Source organism: Halotia branconii CENA392 (assembly GCF_029953635.1).
Taxonomy (GTDB): Bacteria; Cyanobacteriota; Cyanobacteriia; order Cyanobacteriales; family Nostocaceae; genus Halotia; species Halotia branconii.
Map to the genome: position 1 here is coordinate 3,031,104 of NZ_CP124543.1, position 25,149 is coordinate 3,056,252.

Annotated in this window: 23 protein-coding genes and 1 pseudogene; 7 read left to right on the forward strand and 17 right to left on the reverse strand. The window is 41.4% G+C overall.

Annotated elements, in window-relative coordinates; all coding sequences use genetic code 11:
- Nucleotides 1-13 precede the first annotated feature (13 nt).
- Both QI031_RS13255 and QI031_RS13260 read right to left on the reverse strand, forming a co-directional pair.
- Complete coding sequence (locus tag QI031_RS13255) at nt 14-712, reverse strand: hypothetical protein (protein ID WP_281485597.1); 699 nt, start codon at nt 710-712, stop codon at nt 14-16.
- Between the two features lie 128 nt (nt 713-840).
- Nucleotides 841-2,931 (reverse strand): S-layer homology domain-containing protein, encoded by a 2,091-nt coding sequence (locus tag QI031_RS13260; RefSeq protein WP_281485598.1) that lies wholly within the window; start codon nt 2,929-2,931, stop codon nt 841-843.
- Nucleotides 2,932-3,460: 529 nt separating this feature from the next.
- Between QI031_RS13260 and QI031_RS13265 the strand changes: the two genes are divergently transcribed.
- A complete protein-coding gene (locus QI031_RS13265; protein ID WP_281485599.1) occupies nt 3,461-4,696 on the forward strand; it encodes an FG-GAP repeat domain-containing protein in 1,236 nt (411 codons plus the stop codon).
- A 156-nt stretch (nt 4,697-4,852) separates the two neighbouring features.
- Here QI031_RS13265 and QI031_RS13270 read toward each other — a convergent pair whose 3' ends face one another.
- From QI031_RS13270 to prfB, 6 genes are all read right to left on the reverse strand, one after another.
- On the reverse strand, nt 4,853-5,620 hold the full coding sequence (locus QI031_RS13270) for an MBL fold metallo-hydrolase (RefSeq protein ID WP_281485600.1): 768 nt from the start codon (nt 5,618-5,620) through the stop codon (nt 4,853-4,855).
- Nucleotides 5,621-5,623: 3 nt separating this feature from the next.
- Nucleotides 5,624-6,223, reverse strand: coding sequence for an anthranilate synthase component II (locus QI031_RS13275; RefSeq protein ID WP_281485601.1), 600 nt, complete (start codon nt 6,221-6,223; stop codon nt 5,624-5,626).
- 171 nt (nt 6,224-6,394) lie between these two features.
- Nucleotides 6,395-6,850, reverse strand: a complete 456-nt coding sequence (locus QI031_RS13280; RefSeq protein WP_281485602.1) for a diacylglycerol kinase family protein — start codon at nt 6,848-6,850, stop codon at nt 6,395-6,397.
- Between the two features lie 121 nt (nt 6,851-6,971).
- Nucleotides 6,972-7,499, reverse strand: coding sequence for an rRNA maturation RNase YbeY (gene ybeY / locus QI031_RS13285; RefSeq protein ID WP_281486016.1), 528 nt, complete (start codon nt 7,497-7,499; stop codon nt 6,972-6,974).
- A 135-nt stretch (nt 7,500-7,634) separates the two neighbouring features.
- Nucleotides 7,635-7,790, reverse strand: a complete 156-nt coding sequence (locus QI031_RS13290) for a DUF3285 domain-containing protein (RefSeq protein ID WP_281485603.1) — start codon at nt 7,788-7,790, stop codon at nt 7,635-7,637.
- Nucleotides 7,791-8,053: 263 nt separating this feature from the next.
- Nucleotides 8,054-9,176, reverse strand: a protein-coding gene (prfB, locus tag QI031_RS13295; protein ID WP_281485604.1) for a peptide chain release factor 2 whose coding sequence is annotated in 2 segments (ribosomal slippage) — nt 8,054-9,103 and nt 9,105-9,176 — 1,122 coding nt in all. Because the reading frame shifts where the segments join, the coding sequence is not laid out codon by codon here.
- A gap of 209 nt (nt 9,177-9,385) precedes the next feature.
- On the opposite strand from prfB, the gene QI031_RS13300 reads away from it, so the two are divergent.
- Nucleotides 9,386-9,937 carry a Uma2 family endonuclease gene (locus QI031_RS13300; protein ID WP_281485605.1) on the forward strand — a complete coding sequence of 184 codons (552 nt, stop codon included), beginning with the start codon at nt 9,386-9,388 and terminating at the stop codon, nt 9,935-9,937.
- A 17-nt stretch (nt 9,938-9,954) separates the two neighbouring features.
- On the opposite strand, the gene QI031_RS13305 is transcribed toward QI031_RS13300, so the two are convergent.
- Nucleotides 9,955-11,103: an N-6 DNA methylase gene (locus QI031_RS13305; RefSeq protein WP_281485606.1), complete on the reverse strand. Its 1,149-nt coding sequence runs from the start codon at nt 11,101-11,103 to the stop codon at nt 9,955-9,957.
- A gap of 13 nt (nt 11,104-11,116) precedes the next feature.
- Here QI031_RS13305 and QI031_RS13310 point away from each other — a divergent pair.
- Nucleotides 11,117-11,943, forward strand: a protein-coding gene (locus QI031_RS13310) for an IS5 family transposase (RefSeq protein WP_281481914.1) whose coding sequence is annotated in 2 segments (ribosomal slippage) — nt 11,117-11,504 and nt 11,504-11,943 — 828 coding nt in all. Because the reading frame shifts where the segments join, the coding sequence is not laid out codon by codon here.
- A gap of 1 nt (nt 11,944) precedes the next feature.
- Here QI031_RS13310 and QI031_RS13315 read toward each other — a convergent pair.
- Nucleotides 11,945-12,691 (reverse strand): type I restriction-modification system subunit M N-terminal domain-containing protein, encoded by a 747-nt coding sequence (locus tag QI031_RS13315; protein ID WP_281485607.1) that lies wholly within the window; start codon nt 12,689-12,691, stop codon nt 11,945-11,947.
- 109 nt (nt 12,692-12,800) lie between these two features.
- On the opposite strand from QI031_RS13315, the gene QI031_RS13320 reads away from it, so the two are divergent.
- Nucleotides 12,801-13,475, forward strand: coding sequence for a Uma2 family endonuclease (locus QI031_RS13320; protein WP_281485608.1), 675 nt, complete (start codon nt 12,801-12,803; stop codon nt 13,473-13,475).
- A 287-nt stretch (nt 13,476-13,762) separates the two neighbouring features.
- On the opposite strand, the gene QI031_RS13325 is transcribed toward QI031_RS13320, so the two are convergent.
- From QI031_RS13325 to QI031_RS13340, 4 genes are read right to left on the reverse strand one after another with little or no spacing between them, the layout of a single operon-like run.
- Nucleotides 13,763-14,404 carry a restriction endonuclease subunit S gene (locus QI031_RS13325; RefSeq protein ID WP_281485609.1) on the reverse strand — a complete coding sequence of 214 codons (642 nt, stop codon included), beginning with the start codon at nt 14,402-14,404 and terminating at the stop codon, nt 13,763-13,765.
- Nucleotides 14,405-14,441: 37 nt separating this feature from the next.
- A complete protein-coding gene (locus QI031_RS13330) occupies nt 14,442-14,888 on the reverse strand; it encodes a type II toxin-antitoxin system VapC family toxin (protein ID WP_281485610.1) in 447 nt (148 codons plus the stop codon).
- Nucleotides 14,876-15,106 (reverse strand): hypothetical protein, encoded by a 231-nt coding sequence (locus tag QI031_RS13335; RefSeq protein WP_281485611.1) that lies wholly within the window; start codon nt 15,104-15,106, stop codon nt 14,876-14,878. The genes QI031_RS13330 and QI031_RS13335 overlap by 13 nt, the downstream gene beginning before the upstream one ends.
- A gap of 20 nt (nt 15,107-15,126) precedes the next feature.
- Nucleotides 15,127-17,496 (reverse strand): DEAD/DEAH box helicase family protein, encoded by a 2,370-nt coding sequence (locus tag QI031_RS13340; protein ID WP_281485612.1) that lies wholly within the window; start codon nt 17,494-17,496, stop codon nt 15,127-15,129.
- Nucleotides 17,497-17,710: 214 nt separating this feature from the next.
- Here QI031_RS13340 and QI031_RS13345 point away from each other — a divergent pair, with 214 nt between their 5' ends.
- Both QI031_RS13345 and QI031_RS13350 read left to right on the forward strand, forming a co-directional pair.
- Nucleotides 17,711-18,577: a carbohydrate ABC transporter permease gene (locus QI031_RS13345; RefSeq protein ID WP_425526022.1), complete on the forward strand. Its 867-nt coding sequence runs from the start codon at nt 17,711-17,713 to the stop codon at nt 18,575-18,577.
- Nucleotides 18,577-19,410: a carbohydrate ABC transporter permease gene (locus QI031_RS13350; RefSeq protein WP_281485614.1), complete on the forward strand. Its 834-nt coding sequence runs from the start codon at nt 18,577-18,579 to the stop codon at nt 19,408-19,410. The genes QI031_RS13345 and QI031_RS13350 overlap by 1 nt, the downstream gene beginning before the upstream one ends.
- Nucleotides 19,411-19,452: 42 nt before the next feature.
- On the opposite strand, the gene QI031_RS13355 is transcribed toward QI031_RS13350, so the two are convergent.
- The 3 genes and pseudogenes from QI031_RS13355 to QI031_RS13360 all read right to left on the reverse strand — a co-directional run bounded on the left by QI031_RS13355 (nt 19,453) and on the right by QI031_RS13360 (nt 23,769).
- On the reverse strand, nt 19,453-22,035 hold the full coding sequence (locus QI031_RS13355) for a polynucleotide kinase-phosphatase (protein WP_281485615.1): 2,583 nt from the start codon (nt 22,033-22,035) through the stop codon (nt 19,453-19,455).
- A 227-nt stretch (nt 22,036-22,262) separates the two neighbouring features.
- Nucleotides 22,263-22,406, reverse strand: a pseudogene (locus QI031_RS31725) (IS701 family transposase); the annotation flags it as partial.
- 286 nt (nt 22,407-22,692) lie between these two features.
- On the reverse strand, nt 22,693-23,769 hold the full coding sequence (locus QI031_RS13360) for a RuBisCO accumulation factor 1 (protein WP_281485616.1): 1,077 nt from the start codon (nt 23,767-23,769) through the stop codon (nt 22,693-22,695).
- 419 nt (nt 23,770-24,188) lie between these two features.
- On the opposite strand from QI031_RS13360, the gene QI031_RS13365 reads away from it, so the two are divergent.
- A complete protein-coding gene (locus tag QI031_RS13365; protein ID WP_281486017.1) occupies nt 24,189-25,145 on the forward strand; it encodes a response regulator in 957 nt (318 codons plus the stop codon).
- The last annotated feature ends 4 nt before the right edge of the window (nt 25,146-25,149 follow it).

Below are 25,149 nucleotides of genomic sequence, written 5' to 3' on the forward strand. Positions count from 1 at the left end.
TTTCATTTATATGCTATGAGTTATCGCCAGATATAGCTTTGAGCTTTGATGTAAATGAGTCAGAGCGATCGCCTGTTTCTGGAGTAAATTGTCCGATGGGCGGATGATTAACAGCAGATGGCAGTAACTTTATTTGGTGAGGAGAATTTTGTAATAAAGACTTGATTTCTTGGGAACTCAGCTTTTGCTTTTCACTAGTAGTAACTGTACTCAGAGTTGAAGATGCCAAAATGTTCTCAACTCGCTTTTCCTGTTCTGTTCTATTTTTTAATTGTACGGTTGCAGCTTGACTCTGCACATACCCATTGTCAACTTGCTCAGGTAAAGGATCATCATCTGTAACTGGCAATGATTGAGAATTATTCGCTTTCTCAAACGTAATTTGTGTATTGACAGGTGGTAGTGCTGGTGCAGCCATTGCAGTTAAGCTTTCAGGAAATTTGCTACAAATCAGGCGCTCAAATTCCATATTGAAGTGATAGGTAGCCTGACCTCGCCGCAGCCAAAAGGCTAAAATTTGCTGCACTGAGACTCCTTTATAGCGACCTTGATAAAGGGCTTCAATTACTGCTAAATGCAACCAATCAATGGGATATTGATTTTGCCAACGGTTAACTAGCTCACTGGCACTGTGGCCACTGAGGTCAAAACTATAGTGAACTAATAAGGCTGCTGCCAATTCGGCAGAGGTTTCCAAAGCTGGTGTTAACATGGGACTATTGGCTTGTGGCAATAGGTATAAGTTTTCGACCCATCGCCTATAGCCTAACGTGTTTTTAGCTATAGGATTTGTTACCAAGAGTTTCCAGGCACAAAGCAAGTGTTCTTCATTCTACTTGGTCAATTGTTGGGTGTCGAAACAATATAGGGTGAATTAATATTTTGTGTTCGCCCAATAGCAACTAATGCCTGATAAACCATTGCTGCAACTTCGGCGCGTGTTGCTTCTCTTGCAGGTGCAAGCTGCTTGGGGTCTGGATAATTAACCACAATTTTTTGCTGTGTAGCGCTGACCACAGCTTTTTGAGCGTAATCAGGAATAGACTTATTATCAGTGTATGTGAGTAGGGCATTGCTAGCGGATGCTGGTAAAGCTAATCCGTTTACGAGAGAAACAATTACTTGTAGCCTTTGCACATTTTGATCGGGGCGGAAGGTGCGATCGCTAAATCCACTGACAAAGCCACCGCTAGCCGCAATTTGTAAGGCATTATAAGCCCAAAAGTCCTGAGGAACATCAGTAAAATCGGGGGCTGGGCGTTTGGCGGTGGGGTTAAAAGTAACTGCCACTAAAGCCGCATACTGAGCGCGAGTCATGGGTTTATCTGGTTGGTAACTACCATCAGCAAAACCATGAGTTAAATTCATGCTGGCTAAGGCGCGAATAAATGCTTCTGCCCAATGTCCTTTAACATCGGTAAAAGAAGGAATATCAGCATCGGGATTGACAATATAAGGTGAAGCGATCGCTTTTTGTTGGCTGTTGCTTACTAATGCCTGATAAATTAATGCTGCCACCTCAGCACGAGTTATATCCCGCAGAGGTTCTAGTTTTTCTGTTTGGGGATAGTTGATAATTAATAGTTTTTGAGTAGCAATTGCTACAGCATTAGTCGCGTAACTGGGAATTTGGGTGCGATCGCGGTATACAGTTAAAACATTAGGATTGCCTCCACTGAGCTTTAAGCCGTTGACAATAGATACGATTGCTTGCACTTTAGTCAAATTTTGCCCTGATCTAAATGTTCCATCAGGAAAGCCACTAATAAAGCCCATTTCAGCAGCTTTGGCAATGGCTGATGCTGCCCAAAAATCAGGTTTTATATCTGTAAATTTACTGGCGTTATTTCTAGCGGGTAGCTGAAAAGTTTTTGCAACCACAGCAGCATATTGAGCGCGAGTTATGGGGGCATCTGGGCGAAAACTACCATCGGGGAAGCCGCTAATCGCACCTTTATTTACTAATGCTTCCACAAAAGCCGCAGCCCAATGTCCAATCAAGTCAGCAAAACCGATACTACCTGATATGGTTATAGGATTGTTTTCGATAGCAGCAATAAAATCTACCTGTCCCTTAACATGAGCAGGATTGAGCTGATTACCAGCTGAAATCAACTGTCCTGATGTGGCATTTTGTAAATCAAATTCGCCATTACCCTGAAAAATATTTCCAGCTGCGTCTTGATTGTTGCCTAAATCAGGAACTGAATTACCATTGACCAATAACCCACCTTGGGTATTGTTGGTAATTAGATTATGACGCAGCACCGGACGCGCATCACGAGAAAGAGCGATCGCTGAACGGTTATCTGATAATTTATTGTTGGCGATTAAAGGAGCAGCAAAGTCACTAATTGCTATGCCTAAAGGATTTTTAGTAAATGCGTTCCGCAGCACTTCACCTTTGCTATTCCGGGCCATCATCAAGCCACTGGCAGCGTTTTGTACAAAAACATTATCTAAAATTACGGCTTTAGCATTGCCAGTTGTAAATACTCCTTCCCGACCACATTTACTTAAAGTATTGTTAGCTACTGTAGAGGCTGCTGACTCAATCCAAATACCAGTGCCTTTAGCTACAGGATTAGTGAGTGTTACACCCTTGAGACTAGCATCACCTTGTAGTAATAGTGTAATATTTTGCACACCGAAACTCGGACTTTGATACTGACCACTTCCAGAAATCACAATTTCTGCACCTTTATTGGCTTCGTTACCTACTACCGCCACCCCCGCAGGAATGATGAGTGGAAACGCTTCACCATTAGCGGCGCTGTAAGTTCCAGGTGTTAGCTGAATTATTGCAGGTATTTTGGCTGCTTTTAAGGCACGGGTAAGACTTTTGAACGGACTCAACTGTAAACCAGCATTGGTATCATTCCCTGTAACAGGGTTGACATAGAGTGTGGCAACAAGGGTAGAGTTCACCATTGGTTGTTGGGATGCAATTGTTTAAATTATGACAGTCATAAATAACAATACTTGTAGCAGACTTTCGTAAAGTAGCACATAGGTAGCGGTGAATAGAAAAACTTGTGAAAATTTAGAGGCTCATACCGTTTCACTTTAAAGTTGATACATTTGGGGAAGCAGGGGAAGCAGAGGAGGCAGGGGGAGTAAGAAAAGTAATTTGTATCAGTAATTTCGTGAAATGGTATCAGATCCCCGACTTCTCAAAGAAGTCGGGGATCTTATTTGAGGATTGCTATATTTTTTATAAGTTTCAGATACAGATATTCAAATTAAATATGTTCAATCTTTGATTTTTAATTTCAATGTTTACTAGCTTCCAGATACTAGGTAAAAACAATTAATTGATAATTGTAATAAGATGTTGATTTTTATAAACAAAAAATGCTTATAAAGAAATAATAAACATCTAACAAATGTTATTCGTTAACAGAAAGATATTCGCTAAAAAAGCTAAAACCTTTATGACAACCAGTCGTAAAAACACGCCATGTTTGCCAATCAAAATTCCTCGCTAGCTAGTACCTTTGATATATCCTTAAAAAAATCACAAAGTTTGGTCAATTATGGTAATGATTTGCAGAAATTTGATGTGTCTCCACTAATAAGTAGTAGTAGTTCTTCTTCAGCATTGTCAACTGTGCCAATTCCACAGTCTTTGGTAGGAGGAGCAAACCCTAACCCAAATCCTTATTTAACTAGTGCAGCAGTTAGTCCTGATTTCAACGCTGATGGTAAAGCGGACAAGCTTTGGGTTAATACTCAGACTGGTGAGATTATAGTTCGGCTGATGGATGGCACTAAAGTAATGGAACAAGGTTCTTTAGGTCAATTTGATCTAGCTTCTTGGGATTACAACATTGCTGATTTTAACAATGATGGCAAAACCGACTTCTTATTACGGAATAAGACGACTGGTGAAAACAACATTGCAATCATGGATGGTACTAAAGTAGCTAGTTTTTCTCCCTTAGATAAGGTTGATCCAGGTTGGACTTCTAGTATTGGAGATTTCGATGGCGATCGCAAGACCGATATCTTCTGGCATAATGCTCAAACAGGTGAGAACGCTATTTGGCAAATGGATGGCACAACAGTTGTTAATGCAACAGTTCTAGATAATACAAGTGCAACATTGACCCCTACCATTGTTGATTTTGATGGCAATGGCAAGAGCGATATTTTCTGGCGCGATGAAACCACGGGTGAAAACAAAGTATGGTTTATGGATGGCACTCAAAAGAGTGAATTTTCTCTACAATCCCAAGACCCAGGCTGGAGTTATACCCTTGGTGACTTCAACGGCGACCTTCAAACTGACATCCTCTGGAGAAATGCTCAAACAGGTGAGAACAAGATTTGGACAATGAATGGCATCATTGTCACCGAAGGTGCTGTTAGCGCCCTTGATTCGTCTTGGACATCAAATATTGGCGACTTCAACGGAGATGGCAAGACTGATATTTTCTGGCACAATCAAACCACTGGTGAGAACACTGCTTGGTTGATGGATGGTACAACAGTTACTTCTGAAGCTTTCTTACCAAGTAATGACCCAGCCTTGACACCATCTTTTGGTGATTACAATGCTGATGGTAAGACTGATGTCTACTGGCGCGACCAGACAACAGGGGCAGATAAGATTTGGATTATGGATGGAACCAAAGCGACTGAAACTCCTATAGCAGCAGAAGAACAACTAGGCCCAGAGTGGTATACCACCTAAAAATTAGGTTTGTAACTTGTTTGATGAGTTATAGCAATCCTATTTGATTTGTGAAAATCGAGAGGTTCAGATCCCCGACTTTTTTGAGAAGTCGGGGATTTTGTTATTTACAAATGATTTAGGACTGCTAAAATGTTACGTATTTAAAAAATTGGATTAAAATTTATAACTCAAAACCTGAATTACAGTACTTTCTGGTAATTTTCCAGAGCTAATACTAATAGTGTCACTGTTACTGCGGCGCACTGTGATACCTTGCATCAAAGTCAAAAAGTCATCCAGCGGTGAGATATCGCAGGTAGCCGCATCAGCAGCCTGTGTACGGTAATGAGTCGGAATCACTAATTTAGGATTTAATACTTCCAATACCTGCTTCGCTTCTTGGGCATTGTAAGCTTTGGCACTACCTCCTACCGGAATAAACACTACGTCGGGACGACCCATAAGAATTTTTTGCTCAATGGAAATCGGTGCAGCAGCTCCTCCCAGGTGTAGAATATTAATTCCTGCTTGCTTCCAACTCCAGGCGGTATTTGTGCCAAATTGCTTACCACCTCTGCGATCGTGGTCTATGGCAATTCCTTGGAACTTAATATCTTTAAACTCGTAAACTCCGGGTGCATATACTAACTTAGGATTTCCTGGTAGTCCATCTACTACACCTTCATCTAGTAATTGACTGCTAATCAGTACTAAATCTGCTGTAACTTTTGGTGGACGATAACCAGCAGTACAACCAATCGCCCGGAATGGATTGACGAGAATTTTTGCCCCACCGCCAGTAAACAAAAAGCAAGTATGACCTAACCACTGAACTGATAAACCACTAGATTGTGCATCAGCTTCAAAGTGAGAACCTAATGTAGTAACTAAAGCTGTGACTAATCCCGCCCCAGCATAGCCCATTAACTGTCGTCGTTTCATTAATTACTCTCTTGACTGTAATTGTTCCAGAAAGTTTCGTAGTAACAGCTTTCCTGAAGATGTCAGAACACTCTCTGGGTGAAACTGGACACCTTGAATGTGAGGATAGTTCCGATGTCGTACTCCCATAATCGTGCCATCTTCAACCCAAGCGGTAATTTCTAACACTTCGGGACAAGTCTCGCGGTCAATGACCAAACTATGGTATCTGGTAGCAACCAAAGGATTTTCTAATCCCTGGAAAACCCCCACCCCAGTATGAGACACTTGGGAAGTTTTACCATGCATTAACTCTGGAGCAGAGACGATTTTACCACCAAACACTTGACCAATGCTTTGATGTCCCAAACACACGCCCAAAATGGGTAAATTCGACCCTAGCTGTTGAATTAAATCTAAGGATATTCCTGCATCTTCAGGACGACCAGGCCCAGGAGAAATGACTACTACTTCTGGATTTAATGCCTTAATTTCGTCTATGGATATTTTGTCGTTGCGAAAAACTCGAATATCTGATGCTACAGGGAACTCTGCGGCCAGTTCTCCTAAATACTGCACTAAATTATAAGTAAAACTGTCGTAATTATCGATGACTATAATCACAGCCAATCCTCCTGATTTTGATTACAGATTAGAATTACTGCAAAAATCATCATTAATTACCTAAAATCATTAAGATATAAAAACTATACACGCTGTCTGACAATTAAAGAAGACATATATAAGAGTGTATAGTCCACAAAAATATTATCAGAAAGAGCGGTACAACCAACCCTATAAATTTGATGTAATTAAAATTACTAATGGTGGCAGCAAGAGTATACCCGCAACCAATACCGCTACCAAAGCAGAGATCAGCACAGCGCCAGCAGCACAGTCTTTAGCAATTTTTGCTAAATCATGGTAGGTCTGTTTCACTGTTAAGTCTACAAGTGATTCAATGGCTGTATTCAGCAACTCTAATGCCAAAACTAAACCACTGGTGATGCCAATGATAGCGATTTCTATAGCTTGCAAGTGTAAAAAAACGCTAAGAGCGATCGCTAAAGCACCAACACTGATATGTATACGAAAGTTACGTTGAGTTTTAAAACTATAACTGATTCCAGCCCAGGCATATTTAAAGCTCACAAATAAATTAGAAGCAACTTGCCAGGAGAGTTCCCGTTCCTTTTTTACCACTGTTGGTAGATGGTTTGGTGTAGATGGAGGGGAAACTTGATGGGACATAAGCTTAAAAATAAAATAATAGAGTAGGTAAACTGGGAATCTTGGCTGATTTTAATTGTGCAATAAACTTGGAGATAATTTTCTACAGAAGTATTATAAACACTTATAGACATAAAGATCTTTAATATTCTATGTCAATATCAATACCTATTGTCTCCAGTAATATTACCTGCTGTTTGAGCATTTGGATTAAACTGTCTTCATCTGGGTGATCCCAGCCCAAAAGATGAAGTAGTCCGTGAGCAGCTAACCAAGCTAACTCGGTTAACAAGCTATGTCCTTGCTGTTGAGCTTGGCGTTGTGCGGTATTCACCGAAACAACAATATCACCTAGATACAATTCTTCAGCAATCATTTCCGGACTTTGAGGAAAGTCTACCTCTAAGGCGGCAAAGGCTAAAACGTCTGTCGGTTTATTTTGATGACGGTATTCGCTATTTAGTGTTTGAATTTCTGTATCGTCTGTAAACCGCAATCCTATTTCATAACTTGGTGCTAGTGGAAGATGAGGCTGAAGAACTTCCAACCAGCTATTAAACCAAGTTTCCCAAATTTTAGGAATAATGCGGTCATCAGTATCCCCAAAATTCAAAGATTCTTTTGGGAACGACTCATGAAAAAAATCTTGTACATCAAGTTCGACTCGCACCAATTGCGAACTCTCCTAGGTGCTGGGAATTTTGGTTTTAGGTTATGGGGGTCAGTTGTCAGTTGTCAGTGGTCAGCGAGGCACTGAGTTTCGACTGCGCTCAACTACCGCGTAGTCGAAGTGTTGCTTTTTGTCTCAGCGAGTTAGGTAAGCAAGACCTACAAGAACAGCTAAAAGCCCTATTGCGGTCAGACCAAAATGTTTCATGGAAGTACCACCCTTCCGCACCATGTTTCGCATGGCAAGTTTTACGTAGCTAGGTTTCGGTTCTGTTGCTGGAGAGTTGCTCATAATTATTTTGATTACAAACTCTTACATTATAAATTTAACAGTTTGTTTAAGGTTTTATTTTGGGGCATGGGGCATGAAAAGGAGGAATTGGGGCAGAAGAGAAGTGCAGTCTTGGGGTCTCCCCAAGTGGAGCAACTTCGGGGTGCAGGGTGCAAGGGGGAGTTTGAAACTACTTCGCACTTTATTGACTTGTGCTTAACACTCTTTCCTCTTCTCCCCTGCTCCCTGCCCCCTGCACCTTGTCCTCTGCTCCCCTGCCCTTCCTAAGCAGGAGCGCTCTCTACAAGCTGGTTTTCTTGCCGTAGATAGGCTTGGATGAAAGGATCTAGGTCGCCGTCCATGACATCGGCGATCGCAGTTGTTTCGACATTTGTCCGTAAGTCTTTTACCATCTGGTAAGGATGAAATACATAATTACGGATTTGGTTGCCCCAAGAAGCTTCTACCATATCACCGCGAATTTGAGCGATTTCTTGGGCTTTTTGTTCTCTGGCGATAACTAGTAGTTTGGCTTTGAGACGAGCCAGGGCTTTATCTTTATTTTGCAGCTGCGATCGCTCTTCTGTACAACGCACTGCTAAACCAGTAGGTATGTGAACAATCCGCACTGCTGTTTCTACTTTGTTAACGTTCTGCCCACCTTTACCACCAGCCCTAGATGTCGTAATTTCCAAATCTGTTTCTGGAATATCTAACTGCACGGAGTTATCTATTTGCGGCATCACTTCCACCCCAGCAAAGCTAGTTTGTCGCTTGCCATTGGCGTTAAAAGGCGAAATTCGCACTAAGCGATGTGTGCCTGTTTCTGAGCGCAAGTAACCATAAGCATAACGACCAGTAATTTCTAGGGTTGCTGATTTAATCCCCGCTTCATCACCCTCCGACTCTTCAGCTAAACTGACTTTGTAGCCTTGCGCTTCTGCCCAACGGGTGTACATCCGCAATAGCATAAACGCCCAATCTTGAGCATCTGTACCACCAGCACCAGCATTAATTGTCAGTACTGCCCCTTCATTGTCGTAGGGGCCAGAAAGCAACTGCTGTAATTCCCATTGATCAAGGTCACGATTCAGCTTAATGATGGTAGATTCTGCTTCTTGCAATAGTGCTTCGTCGGTTTCTAACTCTAATAACTCAACAACTGCCTTAGTATCTTCTAAATTGGCGCGCCATTGATGATACTGTTCTAAGTGAGCTTTGAGATCGTTGAGTTCTTGTAGAGTTTGTTGAGCTTGGGTTTGGTCTTCCCAAAATTCTGGCTGTGCTGCTATTTGTTCTAAGTCTTGAATTTTAGCAGTTAGTGCAGGTATGTCAAAGATAGTCCTGGGCTGTACCCAGACGACCGGACAATGTTTCGATTTCGCGTTTGAGTTCTAAAACGTCCATAATGCTTGCTAAAAAAGTAGCGCTTGGGATTGATTTTAATAGATTGTTCTTGATTCTATTTATTTTCTTGATTTTAGCTGTAGTTGAGCAAATTTTCTTGTCCTACTAGTCCATGAGGACTTTAGTCCTAATTTTTTCAGTACTCTTGCTGAATGGAAGCGCGTTTAAGATGAAAAAATATCAAGAATCATTGGGAGGAATCAATCGTCATGACTGTTAGTATTGCAAAATGGACGATTGACGAATATCACCGGATGATTGACGCTGGCATTTTAAGCGATCGCCAAGTTGAATTACTCCAAGGGGAAATCGTAGAAATGCCGCCGGAAGGGGAACCTCATGCTTATTGCAGTGACGAAGCTGGCGAATATTTAGCAAAGTTATTGGCTGAACGCGCTAAAATTCGTCACGCTAAACCAATTACCCTACCCAACGACTCGGAACCCGAACCAGATCTTGCCATTGTCCGCCGTTTAGGACGCGAGTATCGAGAGCATCATCCCTATCCAGAAAATATTTTCTGGTTGATTGAGTACGCTAACTCTAGTTTAGAGAAAGATTTAGAGATAAAAAGTCGAATATATGCACAAGCAGGTATTTTAGAATACTGGATTGTCAATCTTAAAAAGCTACATTTAATGGTGTTTCGAGATATTTTAGACGGAGAGTATACAACAAAACAGACATTGACTGCGGGAACAATTCAACCCCTGGCATTCTCAGATGTTTCTGTTTCGGTAGAACGAATTATTAACAGCTAAGTACAACATCTACAAGGCTAGAGCCTTAACCTAGCCAAAATCTCCGCTATTTCACGCCCTTTGTTTTCAATAAAATTCAACAATTCCTCTGGTGTGCGGGTATCTTCTTCATTTTTAGCATTGGGGTTTACTGCTTTCAGGTCATACACTGCATCTTCTATAGCTTGGGCTTGTGCTTTTAGTTCTCTGGCCTCTTTTTCCTGTTTTTTAGCAGCTTGTTCTATTTCTTTATATTCCTCTGTTCCCTGCTGTTTGGCTTTTTTCAATGAAGTAAGTTGATCTCGCAATCTTCTGGCTTCTTCGTCGATATCTGCGGCTTTTAGTTTTAAGGGTGCGGCTTTTTCTGCGGCTTGGTGTTTACGTTCTGTAATATCCACCGTCCAACTTCTTTCACTGTCACCTTTGGTGGGAAGTAAGCGGAAAAACTCTTCAAACTGCGTTTCAGTTAGGGGGGTGCGTTTTCCAACTTTAATATCTGATAGGTCGTAATACCAAATTTTTTCGGTGGGTTCGCCTTTGTGGAAAAATAAAATATTGGCTTTGACTCCTCCACCTGCGGCGACAAAGGTTCCTGCGGGTAAACTGACGATACACCAGACGTTACACTCGTTCAGCAAGTTGCGTTTTGTGGCAACAAAAGCTGATTCGTTGGTGCGGAATAAAATGCCTTCGTCTAAAACTATGCCGCAGCGTCCACCAGATTTCAAATTTTTGATGGCGTGTTGTAAGAAAAGTACTTGGGTAGCGCTGGTTTGGTAAGCAAAACCTGTTTGCGCTTCTTTACCTTCTTTGCCACCAAAAGGTGGATTCATTAAGATGACGTTATATAAATCTGGTGCGGCTGTAAATAAACCGCCATAGGTTTCACCTCCGGTGAGGGTGTTACCATGCCAAATATGGGGTTCATCAATGCCGTGCAATACTAAATTAGCGATCGCAATGGGGTAGATGAGATTATCTTTCTCCCGTCCGTAAAATGTACGTCGCTTGAGTATTTCTAAGTCTTCTGGTTTGGTGATTTTGCAGTTATTTTCGCCCCTCATGTGTTCGTAGGACTGCGCTAAAAAACCACCTGTACCGAGTCCGGGGTCATAAACAGTTTCGCCTATTTTGGGGTCAATAGACCTCTTGCACGAATGATATAAGCATGAAAAAATAGAGGTCAAAAAACAAAGAGCAATGAGCTACGAACAGATAAAAGACCTGCCACCACCAGAGTTCAAACGGCTATGTGGAGTGCATATTGCTACGTTTAAGAAGATGGTAGAAGTGCTGAAGCCAGAATTAGTCAGAAGCGGGAAAAAAGGTGGACAGCCAAAGTTAAGTGTAGAAGACCACTTACTAGTAGCACTGGAATATTGGCGTGAATATCGTACTTACTTTCATATTTCTAAAAGTTGGGGTATACATGAATCAACAGTATGCCGGATAGTACGGAAAGTAGAAAATATTTTAATTAAATCAGGAGCATTCCGACTGCCAGGGAAAAGAGAATTACAAGCAGCCTATGAATGGAAGGTATTGGTAGTAGATGTGACTGAAATACCAATAGAACGCCCAAAAAAAAACAGCGCCGATACTATAGTGGTAAGAAAAAACGACATACTTTAAAAGCACAATTGGTAGTTGACCAAGCTACTGGCAAAATTCTTTGTACAGCTTATGGAGTTGGTCGCATCCATGACTTTCGTTTATGGAGAAATACTAGGGTCAGATTTCATACTTCACAGTTGTGTTTAGCTGATAAAGGTTATCAAGGTATTGCCAAACTTCATCCCAACAGCTGCATACCCAGTAGGAAACCTCGTGGGAAAGATTTATCTACTCCAGAACGCCAACACAATCGTCACTTAGCTAGCCTACGTATTGTTGGCGAACATCTCAACCGTCGATTGAAGATTTTTCGCATCCTTAAAGAACAATATCGTAATCGTAGAAAACGTTTTGGCTTGCGATGCAATTTGATTGCTGGATTGATTAACTATGAACTTGCTCTTTTTTCTTGATTCATGCAAGAGGTCTAATAACTTTCACCATCGCCCGAATAATGATGCGAGGAGTGAAGAATTGTCCACCATCATTACCCTTTTCACCCATTCTCAACAGCAATCCTTCAAAGACTTGGGAGAGGGGGAAAATATGGGTGTCGTCTACAGTTTTACTGCTGATTTCATGTATTTTGTCAAGAATATCCAGCAGATTTTTTTGGCTATCGATGCGAACGCGATCTATACCAGACATGACTTCGCTGATAACTTTCTGTTTTGGGGTTGCGTCTTTGCTATTTTTAAGTTGTTTGAGATAGGGAATAAAAATCAAATCTACCCAGACTTTGAAAGGTTCAGATAGGTCAATACCCGTATCTCTAAATTTCTTGAGTTCCTCAACTTCTTTGCTTTGTTCTGTAATTTGATGGCGTTTCCAACCTTGAGGGCGTTGTTCGCCATCAAGGTTAAATAAAGAGTCATCATAGGGTGCAGCCCAGTCACGCCAACGGTAGGGCGCTTCTAACGATGGGGTAAAGTTAAAACCGACAGCATCGGCATTTTCTGCTTCTTCTTGTTCGCGTTCGTCAAGTATGCGTAAAAATAAAATCCAGGTTAATTCGGGTATATATTGCAACGCACCTGCACAGTTGGAACGGCGCATGATGTCGCAAGCGCTATAAATGTAGCTGTCGAGGCTTTGTTGGCTGGTGTATTTGCGATTGTTACCGTTATCACTACCGTTCTTCTTTTTGCGGGTTGCTGCCATTGGATGAACTCAAATTCACAACTAATTCGATAAAATATTGGAAGTAAAAGAGGCTTGGATATACTCTAATTAAGTTAGGATAAAAACAGATTTTAGAAGTAATTTAATTATGGTAAGATTTAACTCCAAAATTGACTTACCATCTAGCGATGAATTACCAGATTGTGACGGTTTACCTGTGGATAATGAATTACAAACTCTGGTTCCTAATTTTTTGGGTTTGATTATAGCTTTCATTTGGTCTAATCGGTACAACTGGTTTTGGGGTGTGAACATGGGAGTTTATCATACCACTGGTTTAAATCCCAGAGTTCCCATTGTTCCTGATGCTTTTCTCAGTTTGGGAGTGGAACGGACTAAGAGAAATCAATTACGCAAAAGTTATGTGGTCTGGGAGGAAAATGAGGTTGTTCCTAGTTTTGTTTTAGAAGTTGTTTCCCAAACTCCCGATGGGGAATATCATGAAAAAATAAATGCTTATGCACAAATGGGAGTGTTATATTATGTTATTTACAATCCAGATTTTTGGCGCACAGATCAACACCAACCTTTTGAGGTTTATCGGTTGGTAAATGGAGTTTATCAAAGTCAAATAGGTGAACCATTTTGGATGCCAGAAATTGGTTTAGGAATTGGGCGGAGTGTTGGTGAGCATCTTGGTTTGCAGAGAGAGTGGTTATATTGGTATGACCAAAAAGGGAATCGTTTTTCTACTCCAGAGGAACTTTTAAATCGTTACCGCGAACGTTTTGGTGAGTTAGCAGAAAATGAAGAAGTCTCGTGATAGATGTCAGCTATCTGTTACTTTCATGCTTCACGCCTCAATTGGCTTTCTCGGTGTTCATCGTCTTCGCGTCTACTTCGAGAAATCCATGTTTGCGCGTCTTCACCTAAAGCGGGTTGTTGAGCTAAATCCCTTAAATTTTATCGATTTTTGTCGAGGTCTGTGTGTGTCTTGCTTTATCAGTAAGATAGGCAATTAATTCTATTTGTTCATCTAATGTCATAGTATCGATTTGCTTGATTACTTCTTTGAGGTTGTTGCTAGTTACGGGGTTTATCTCCTTGTGTTTACAGTTCGCCATTGAAGGCTTGACGCAGAAAGGCTGCGGGTAGTTGGTTGATGGCTTCTAATTGCGCGATCACCTCTTTGCGTGCTTTCTCCACCCCTTCCATTTTCTCGTTCAAAATCGCCGCAATGCGCTTCTGTTCATTTAGTGGCACTATAGGCAACGAAATATCACTTAGTAAAGTTGCATTAACATTAGGTTGGGCACCACCTCTAGCACTTAATTTAATCTGTTTCCAGTAACTATCACTTTGAAAAAAAGAGTATACAAATTCTGGTGCTACATCATTTTTTAGTCTTAACCTTATGAGGTACGATGCAAATACGGCACGAGGTGGATTTTTTATCAGAAAACTTTTGCCAGTTGTGCCACCTGTTCTTGCAAAAACAATGTCTCCATCAGCTAGTCTATTAGCAGATTCTTCCTCACTACTGATTTGGCAACCCGGAACTGATTCCCAATTTACACCAAAGTCTTTAATATCTGTAATTCTAAGAAAACGAGGTTCTTTTATGGAAAAATCAGCGCTTGCAGTGAAACCATAATCAATTCTCTGACAAAGATTGCCCAACTTTACCCAACGCCAACCATCGGGCAACTTCCTTTTACCACCCTCAAAATTAATGTTTTCCTTATTCGTCACCCTACAAAAACCCTCTTTTTCATCTCGTAAAACCTTCTTAATTACTCACCATCTCAGACAGCACAACTACTTCAATTCCAGGCAAAGCAGTCAAGCGCCTGTCATTAGTTAAAAAAGTTTCACAGCCACTTAAAATTGCAGTAGCACCGTGAATAGCATCTGGTAATCTCAGGTTCGCCACAGCCCGCAACCTTGCAGCTTCAATCAATACATCCCGACTTACCGCAACAACTTCCAGCACTTCTGAACTTTGCAAAGCTTGTTGATATACCGCTTGTATTTCTAAATTTCCATCCATCAAAGGTCTAACCAACACCTCTGCTAAAGTCAGTTCACTGGTAAAAGCTCTGAAATTGCCAGCATCAATACTATCAAAAAGCTGATTTAATTCATCAACAAAATCAAGATATCCTTCGATTGCATAAATAAAAATATTAGTATCTAAATAAACTCTTTCCCCCTGAATAGCATTTACAATGACCAAGCATCCCGCTCCCTACTAATAAAATTATCAGCTTCTTGCGGTGTAGCAAAACAGCCTTTGCCAGTGCCAATAATGCTACGTAAAGACTGTTTCTTTTTCCTTGCCCTCTCCACAATTACAATCACATCAACTTCAGTACCAACAGGTAATTCTGATGACTGAATATTGATGACTCCACCTGGTTTAACAACCGCCTTTTGTCTAATAGCTTCGTTCATCTTTTTATCCCTAATAATCTCTATGATGCTGCAAAAATTCTCTCCTTAATTTCCCGCAACACATCACTAGGCTTACCCAAAACCTTCAGCGTATCCCTATTCACCTTTGGAGTTTCAAAAATTAAGGGATTTTCTAAAGCTTCAGTTCCCCCACTGACGAACTGATTTACTAAAGCCTCAACAGTTTTCGCTGTAGCTTCCGGCATTTTGTTCAGCCAGTCAGCGTGCTTGTAGCTAAAAGCCTCAGCGCGAACAATTTTGGTTTTAGGAGCCAAGCCATAACCGATCTCCGCTAAAACATCATACAAGTCATAGTCTCCTAATTGTTCCACAGTGGCAAATTCCCTCGGTGATACCCCCGCATTTACCAACTGCATCAATAACTCCTGACGCTTTGTGGGGTTTACCCAGCAAACGCGAAACTCTTCGACAGTGGGAATAATTTTGACCAAATTCGCTGCAATTTGCTCTTTATATTCCTCTACAGAAATTCTCGTATCTTCTCCATCAACCTGGGAACGCATAAAGCGTCTACCGTCGGTTTCTTCAACCCAATCATCACTATCCTCAAGTTCCACAACTAGCGCAGAATCCCCCGTGACTCTGCTGCTACTTTGATTTGGAGTCGTTAATTTAGTGAGAAATTCTTTCCCAAATAACTTGGTAGCGTCAGTGTAATCGTAAACGCGGAACATCAATTTATTTTCACTTAATCGCGTTCCCCGTCCCACCATTTGATAAAAACTGATTGGGGAATTAATTTGATTGAAGAAAACAATATTACGTACTACTGGTACATCGACACCAGTAGTTAATAAATCAACTGTCGTCGCAATAAAGTGAGTCCGCGAACTACCGCGAAAATCAGGTATTAATTCTTGTCCTCCACCTTTATCAGTACATTTAAAAGCATAGCTTTCAACCCGTTTATGATTATTTTTTTCGCACCATTTAACGTAAATTCTTTCCATCGTTATGGCGATTAAATCAGCGTGGCGATCGCTATTACAAAAAATTATTGTTTTTTGCTCCGCTCCACCTGTTTCCAGTAAATACTTAAATAAGTCTATACAACGACGCTTCTCAAAATTAGGCAACATTAATCGGGTGTGAATACGCCCTTTTTTAAAAATCTTGCGAATTTGTTCTTCTGTTACTGGCAATCCTGTGTCATAATCTACAGGATTTCTAGCCATAATATCTTCGACTGCCAATTTTTTCAAATCAATCTTGACTCTACCTTCTCGAATTTCGCAAGCCGCCAAGTAGCCATCTTCCACACCTTGGAGCATATCGTATTCATAGACAGGCTCGCCAAAATACTCAATATTATTCGCCGTTATCTGCTTATCTGCTAAAACTTCTTCTGTTTCTTGAGTAACTTCAATTTGTCTAGGTGTCGCAGTTAAACCAATTTGCACAGCATTAGGGTTACGAGTCAGAACATTTGACCACTTACCCCAAGCGGAACGGTGACACTCATCAATCACAATATGACTGAAGTAATTTTCTGGATAGTTATTGATTAAGAAACTCGCGTTATCATCATCTTTTGCTACCCCTAAAGTTTGGTAAGTAGCAATGAGAATTTGAGCATTTTTTTGGGGATTTCTGGAATCTACAACCGCAGCATTAGCACCAAAAATATTCTTAAAAGCTGTTGATGCTTGGGCACGAAGTTCGTCTCGATCACATACAAAAAGCGCCTTTACCCTTTGTCCTGTATCTGCAATTCGTTTTAACAAATGTACCGCAATCCGAGTTTTACCCGCTCCCGTAGCCAGAGAAAGCAAAGCACGTTTGGGCTGATTGTGTTTCTCACATCGCGCAATTTTTTCTAAAACAGCCCGAATTGCAGCATCTTGATAATAGCGAACAGCCGATTCACCCCCAGTGTAGGGAGTCAGCAACGCTTCAGCAACAGGTTCATCTAACTTGAAACCCAACCATTGCTCAAAGCGATCGCGCAAATTTTGTACATCTGGAAACTCAGAAAGCTGTTTTGTTTCCGAAATAATCCCAGTAATTCGGTCATATTCTACAAATCTATGTCCATTCGTAGAATAAACAAAAGGAACATGAAGCCTTAGAGCATATTTTTTCGCTTGTTCGAGTCCAAGCATTGGTGAAAATTTCTCAGCTTTTGCTTCAATTACAGACGCACTTACAAGCTGCTTTTTAGGACTTGGCTGAAGACGTAAAACAATATCAGCCCTACCTTTTCTTTTTTGCTGAGGAACACCGTTAATAATCCTGATAGCACCAGCCGGAACCTCACGTTTAATAACATCCTCCGTCCAGCCTTTTTTGTGGAGTGCTGGATTAATAAGTGTAGCGATAGTTTCAGGTTCGTTTAATTTACCATCTTTGATGTATTCCTCGCTCAACAAAATACTGACTCCCTGGTAAAAAACATATCCCTACATCCTGACTGCGATCGCTTGCAGCAGTCAATAATTTAACTGGCCAGTACTATATTTTTTTAACAGGCGCTACGATTAATAATCATCCACCACCCATCGCTACAGTCGGGTTGTGCAGAATTAGGCGGAGGTTTTAGTAGTGTGGGAAATTAGACGGCGGCACAGAAACCCTAGATGGAATATGACAGAAAACCTAGCTGGGTATCTGTTTATGATCCCCACCATTCTGGTTTTAGGAACTTTTGTAGTTTTGCCCATTCTCTATGCTGTATTTCTTTCTCTGCACAAAGTCCAACTTCTGGGTGGAATTGAATACGATTTTATTGGCTTTCGCAATTTCAACCGATTAATTGCAGATGAACGAGTTTGGATTGCGTTGAAAAATACGGCAGAGTATGTGGCGATTGTTGTGCCAACTCAAACTGTACTGGCTTTAATTCTGGCAGTCACCCTCAATGCTGGCATTCGCGGTAAGAACTGGTGGCGCATTCTTTACTTTTTGCCCACAGTGACTTCTTCAGCAGTGTTAACGCTAATTTTCATGTGGATTTATAACACTGATGGGCTACTAAATGATTTTTTAGCTTTTGTGGGACTACCTACTTATAACTGGTTGGGAGATCCAGCCGTTGCGCTTAAAGGCATCATGATCATGAATATTTGGTCAACAGCACCGTTTTACATGGTGATTTACTTGGCAGCTTTACAGGATATACCCCAAAAGCTTTATGAAGCAGCAGAACTTGACGGGGCAAATGGATGGCAAAAGTTTATTTATATTACTATTCCTTTGCTTAAGCCTGTAACCTTTTTTGTGGTAGCTGTAGGGATAATTGGGACGTTTCAATTATTTGATCAGTCTTATATTTTCTCTGGCGGTACTGGCGGGCCAAATAACGCGACTTTAACTTTGGTGCTATTAATTTATCAAGCTGTATTTCGCAATTTACAAATGGGATATGCAGCTGCGATCGCATTTTTACTAGCAGCGGTAATCATTATCATCACCTTGATGCAGCAGCGATTTTTTGGAGGTGAAAGAATTTAATGAATATTTCTCGTGTTTCCTGGCCAAAAGTACTGTTGTATGTCTTACTAACTATTTATGCTTTCATTACCCTAATTCCTTTCTTGTGGGCGCTTTCGGCATCATTTAAACCCCTATCAGAAATTGTCAGCGGGGAACCTAATTTCTTACCCAAAAATTTTACTCTTAATAATTATCGGCAAATCTTTGTGCAAGAACCGTTGTTTTGGCGCTGGCTATTTAACAGTGTGATTATTGCCGTTAGCGTTACATTATTAAATTTGCTATTCAACTCAATGGCAGGTTATGCCTTAGCGAGATTGCACTTTGTGGGTAAGCGTTTTTGGTTCTTTGTAATTTTGGCAGTATTAGCAGTCCCAGCCCAGATTACGTTAATTCCGACATTTTTAATTTTAAAAGCGATCGGCTGGTTAAATTCTTATCAAGGTATGATTGTACCCAGTATGATTAATGCCACTTTCATTTTTATGATGCGGCAGTTTTTTGTCAATTTTCCTAAAGAACTAGAAGAAGCTGCTCAACTTGATGGTTTAAATACCTTTGGCATTTTCCGGCATATTGTTTTACCTTTAGCAAAACCAGCATTAGCAGCACAAGCAATTTTTGTGTTTATGGGTAGTTGGAATAATTTCTTGCTGCCTGTAGTAATTTTGTTTGACCCAGAAATGTTTACTCTACCATTAGGGTTGAATACTTTCAAAGGTCAATATATTAGTTATTGGAATTATATTATGGCAGCTTCGATGATATTTACCCTACCTGCTTTAGGAATTTACGCCTTTTTTAACCGCTATTTTATTCAAAGTGCGACATTTACAGGTGGCAAAGGTTAAACCAATTCGTAATTCGTAATGACGCTTGGAGACTCGCTTTAGTTAAAGTCGCGGATCGACGGGTTCGCTTTCTAATGCTAAAATGCCGAAAACGCATTCATGCACACGGCGCAAAGGACTATGGGCGACAAATCGCTCTAATGCTTCAACACCAAGAGCAAATTCACGCATAGCCAAAGAACGCTTGTGTGATAACCCACGTTGACGCAGACGCTGCAAATTCGCTGGGGTGGAATATTCAGGGCCATAAATAATCCGCAGATATTCTTGTCCGCGACACTTCACCGCAGGTTGGACAATACCCCGACTACCTTGAACGATGAAATCCATAGGTTTGACAACCATACCTTCACCCCCCACTTCAGTAAGTTTTTCCCACCAATGAACCCCCTCTGCTTGACTGCTGGGGTCAGTCAAATTGATCACTTTATAGGCGGTAGCTAAAAGCAAGGCAGGGTCGGAATGACAGATTTTGGCTATTTGCTCTAAATGCCAGCGATGGTCTTTGTCGATGTGGACGGCGTTTTCAGTTGCCAAGATATGGAAAGGAGCTAGTTTTAGTTCAGAGATATCGGTGACAGGCCAGCAGTAACGACGGTAGGCATTGACATACTGATGCGCCATCTCTGCACGTTGTTGATAATGAGCGAGTTGGGTACTAATTTCTACGCCGCGATCGCTTGCTTGTTGTAGTAAACTAACAGCATCATTAAGGGCAACCCGTGATGCCACTCCCACCGGTGCGTACTGTTCTCGCAGTAGCCCTTGAGCTTTGGCTGACCAGGGCATCAATTCACAGTCTAAACACACCCAATCGGTTTGAAATTCTGACCAAAAGTCGCTTTGGAAAAGGGCTGCATTTACCCGCGCTAAAAATTCTGCCTCCAATGCAGAATCATCAAAAAACCTCCGTCCCGTGCGAGTGTAACAGATACCGATTCCCTCATCTACTACACCAAACCGTTTCTCGGCAGCTGCTACATCTCGACAAATGATCACTACTGCTCGTGAACCCATGTGTTTTTCTTCACAAACGACTTCCGTGATTCCCGGATTTTGATAGTAGAGAAAAGCTTGGGTGGGATGCTCTAAAAAACCTGTTAATTGTGATGTTTCTACCGGAGACATCGTAGGCGGCAGGTAAATCAACCATTTGGGATTAGTAGCAAAACGGCTCATTACCTCCAAAGCTGCGATCGCATTCTCTTCTCGAATGGTAATGTTAGATTTCAGTCGGGTGTTAATGATGCGCTTACCTAACACATCATCAATGTACAAAACATCATCTAGTTCCTGTTGGGATGTGCGGGTGGTTGCGTTCTCTACTAAAGGTTTTATCGGTTCACAATATACACGAGCAGCAGCTACACTCACTAATTCCTTTTCTGGATAGCGCAGGGCTGTTAATTTGCCGCCAAAGACGCAGCCTGTATCAATATCAATAGTGTTGTTCAACCATTCTGCTTCGGGTACAGGGGTATGTCCGTAAACCACCATTGCTTCACCCCGATATTCTCCCGCCCAGTTATAACGGATGGGTAAGCCAAATTCATCAATTTCGCCAGTGCTTTCGCCATAAAGGGCAAACTCGCGCACAGCACCAGACCCCCGTCCCTGCATTTCCTGTTTCATCCCAGCGTGTGCAACTACTAACCGTCCGTCATCTAAAAGGTAATGACTAATTAGAGAATCCAGAAATTTTTGCAGTTCTTTGGTGAAGGGTTCCCGTACTTGGTCGGGTAAAGCTTCAATTTCATTCAGGGTTTGCTCTAACCCATGATTAACTCTGACATTTTTACCGCGTAGTTTCCGCAAAAGTTTGTTTTCATGATTACCAGGAACACAGAGGGCTGTACCTGCGTTAACCATGTTTCGCACCAGCTTAACTGTATCTAAAATGCGCGTTCCCCGGTCTACCAAATCGCCTAGAAAAACCACTTTACGTCCTTGGGGATGTTGGTAAGTAGGGGCATTCCAAAGTGTAGAAGATAATTCTTCCCCTATGCCCTTTTCGTAGCCTAACTGTTGAAGTAAGACTTCGAGTTCATCGCAACAGCCGTGAATATCTCCGATGATGTCAAAGGGGCCGTGTTCGTGCTTGAGGTTATTCCAAAGAGGCTGACGCTCAATTTCAACAGATTCGATTTTCTCTAAAGAGTTGAGAGTGTAGACATAGCGAAAGCCTTCTTTTTCTAAATTCCGTAGAGAACGCCGCAACATTTGGGTATGACGACGCACGACATGAGAACCAAAGGAGCGATCGCTTCTTTGTTGGTTACGTTCGTGGCATAATTCTTCTGGTAGGTCGAGAACAATGGCGATCGCAAAACAATGATACTGCCGTGCCATTTGCAGTAAGGGTTTGCGGTCTTCCATTTGTACGTTAGTTGCATCAATAACTGTTAGTTTTGCTGCTGCTAGTCGCTTTTCGGCAATGAAGCGTAGGACTTCAAAGGCATCTTTGGTTGCAGATTGGCTATTTTCGTTATTGGAAACTAATCCTCGACAAAAGTCTGAAGATAAAATTTCAAAAGGTTGAAAGTGCTTATGGGCAAAAGTCGATTTACCGGAACCAGAAGCACCGATGAGGATAATTAGGGATAGTTCGGGAATAGTAATTTTCATGTTTTAAGCTTATTACACCCAGGACTTACGCAACTGTCATAAGCAATAGCGGGGTTACACCGCGCCGCACGCCAAGCAACTACACGATAAACATGGGAACAGCCGGACCTTTTAGTTGCTGAACTAAATTAGGACTTACGCAAAACTAACGCAATTCCGTCATTACGAGCGATAGCGACGTAATCGCAAAAATCCTGCGATTGCTTCCCTACACTTCGTTTCAGTCGCAATGACGATTTAGGCTTGCGTAAGTCCTGTAAATAATTTGATAACAATCCATGCTTAATTTGATAGATTATTTGACCAATTTTATAAGCTAAATCTTTGAGCCTAAGCCAAACTAAAATAGCGCAGGCAATATGATTTCTTTGAAAAAGTAATACCATTTTAGGAAATATTTGAAACAGATGGTTGGTCTTTAATTCTTTCCCCCTGCTTCCCTTCTCCTGTCAAAGACGCTACGCGCTAAGCGTAGCCATGCCGTAAGCTTTACGGGTTCGCCAGTCCAACGCCAGTCACTCATGGGGAGCTACTGCGTTGCGGGGGTTCCCCTCGTTGAAGCAAGTGGCGTGGAAACTCCCATGACCACGCTGGCTCCTCTTTGTTGGAACAACTTTCTGCCGACTGGCGAACCTGCTAAGAACTCCCCTGTGATGACTATTCGTCAATTTGCCAAGCATCCTTGGTGATTTCTTCATCAAAGATTTTCTTAGGACGCACAATGACGATTATTTTCCCTAACAGAGGAAGTTCTGCTTCAGTTTCAAACCACTGAAAATCTAATTCTCCACCATTGTCAACGACAAAGTAACTAGAGTCATCCCATTGTCGTTGGGCGCGATCTATTACTACTAATAATGGTTTGGGCGGACTTGGTGGCTGGTTGGGGATGCGATCGCTATTACATAAAATTACCACTGGATCTTCGGCATTTAGCAGCACTTGCCAACCCGGTAACGGAACCCAAGCTTGCTCACCTGCAAACTTGACTAAGCGAAATGGTTGAATCTCTTCTACTATCGGCACATTTTGCAAGTCTTGAGGTGTTAATGGTAACTCACCCACAACTGGCAGAATGCGAGGCAATTCCTCGTCAGATTCAAATCGATAAAAAGGTAAAATCGGGGCTGGACGTTTAGAAACAACGGTAAAATCAACTAATAACTGTTCAATTTGTTTCCTAGCTTCGGGGGTATGAGCAAATCGTAAACCTTTGGCAATCAGACGCGATCGCTCTTGTAAATCTGTATATTGACGTGCCAGTTTCCACGATTGATAAGCAACAGCATCACCTGGATGGTTTGAAAATCCCTCCGGTAAATTGCGGAAACGAGAGAAATCTTTAATTGCTTTTGCTACATCCCGCGCTTCATCAGCATCAATTTTGTGAATAAAAGTCAGTTCAGCTGCAGCGGCTCGTTCTTCTTGAGTAAGTAAGCGTAACTCATATAAAATATCACTGCCTCTAGTAGCGTAATGCGATCGCGTTGCCTCCGATGCCCCACCCTTTTCTAAAGAATTATAAACTTGAGAACCAACAATCACCTGATTTTGTTGAATCGGCTCAAATCCAGTTTCTTCAAAGATTTGTTGAGGATTGTAACCAGATTTTTGCAACGAAGCGATCGCCATTCCCCACTCTACCCAATTGCCTTGCTTTTGCCGCAGTTTTCGCAGCAACTCTTGTGTATTATCATTAGCAGGATTTTGAGGATTGGGTGATAAATCAGTCATGGCGTGGGAGCTTCAACTTAAAAGATAATTGATACTTCATCAGCAAATCTTATTGTAATCTTTAACAGCGGACTATCTCTACACCCTACCGCTAGACAAAATTATGAGTTATGAATAATACACATAAGGTTAAGTGGGAGCAATTTGTCAGTGGTTAGTAGTCAATGGTCAGTAGCAAAGATTAAAGATGTTTTTAAGATTATGAGGTGTTAAAGCATATCAAAAACAATACTTCGACAAGCGGTAGTTGAATCTCTACTTCGCCGCAGTTGAACGCAGTGGAAACTCAGTACATCCCTAACAACTGACAACTGACAATTGACCCGCATAACGTAAATTTACGCAAGGCTGAATTGCTATTCTCAATTACTTTGGGTATGGAATGTAACAATATGGTGAATATTGATAATAATTATTTTATGAATAACCTCAATTCCGAAATTCATACAAGTCGCCGTCCATTAGCAACTATAGAGCGACCAAAAAAGCTAAAAATATTAGTAGTTGATGATGAACCAGATAATCTCGATCTGCTTTATCGTACCTTTCGGCGAGACTTTAATGTTTTAAAAGCCGATAGCGGGATGAACGCCTTAGAAGTTCTGGCAGCAGAAGGAGAAGTAGCAGTAATCATCTCTGATCAACGGATGCCAGAAATGAAAGGTACTGAGTTTCTCAGTAAGACTGTACCTCAGTTTCCGGATACGGTAAGAATAATCCTCACTGGGTTTACAGATATTGAGGATTTAGTAGAGGCAATTAACGCTGGACAGGTTTATAAATATATCACCAAGCCTTGGGACCCAGGTGAACTCAAGGCAGTGGTGCAAAGAGCCGCAGAAACTTATGACTTACTCAAGCAACGAACAGAAGAATTGCGCCGCGCTAATGCCCAAATGGCACTGCTGACTGTTTTGGTAGGGGTTACACAAGCTGCTCATAGCTTAGATGAAACTCTCACACCAATTGCTACAGCTTTTAGTGATAGTTTTGACGCTGATGGTTGTATTTTGCAGCTAATAGAGGAAAATACCTTAGTTGCGACTCAAGGCTCTTACAGTCCTGAAGGCAAGCTAAATAACTGGTTAGATCAAGATTCCCTAACTCGTGAAGCGATCGCTACTGGAAAAATGCAAGTTTCTTTGAATGTAGCCAAAGATGCAAAATTAGCTGGTGTAACTCACTACCAAGACAATAATGTGCAAGCACATTTAGTTATTCCAATTACTTACCGAAATGATATGTTAGGGGTACTATCGTTACAATGGCAACAGCCTTGTTCTTTGCGAGAAGATGAATTAACCTTAATTCATTTATCAGCAGAACTAGTAGCGATCGCCCTGACTAGTAGCCGCTGCCATCAAACAAAAATGTAGCTTA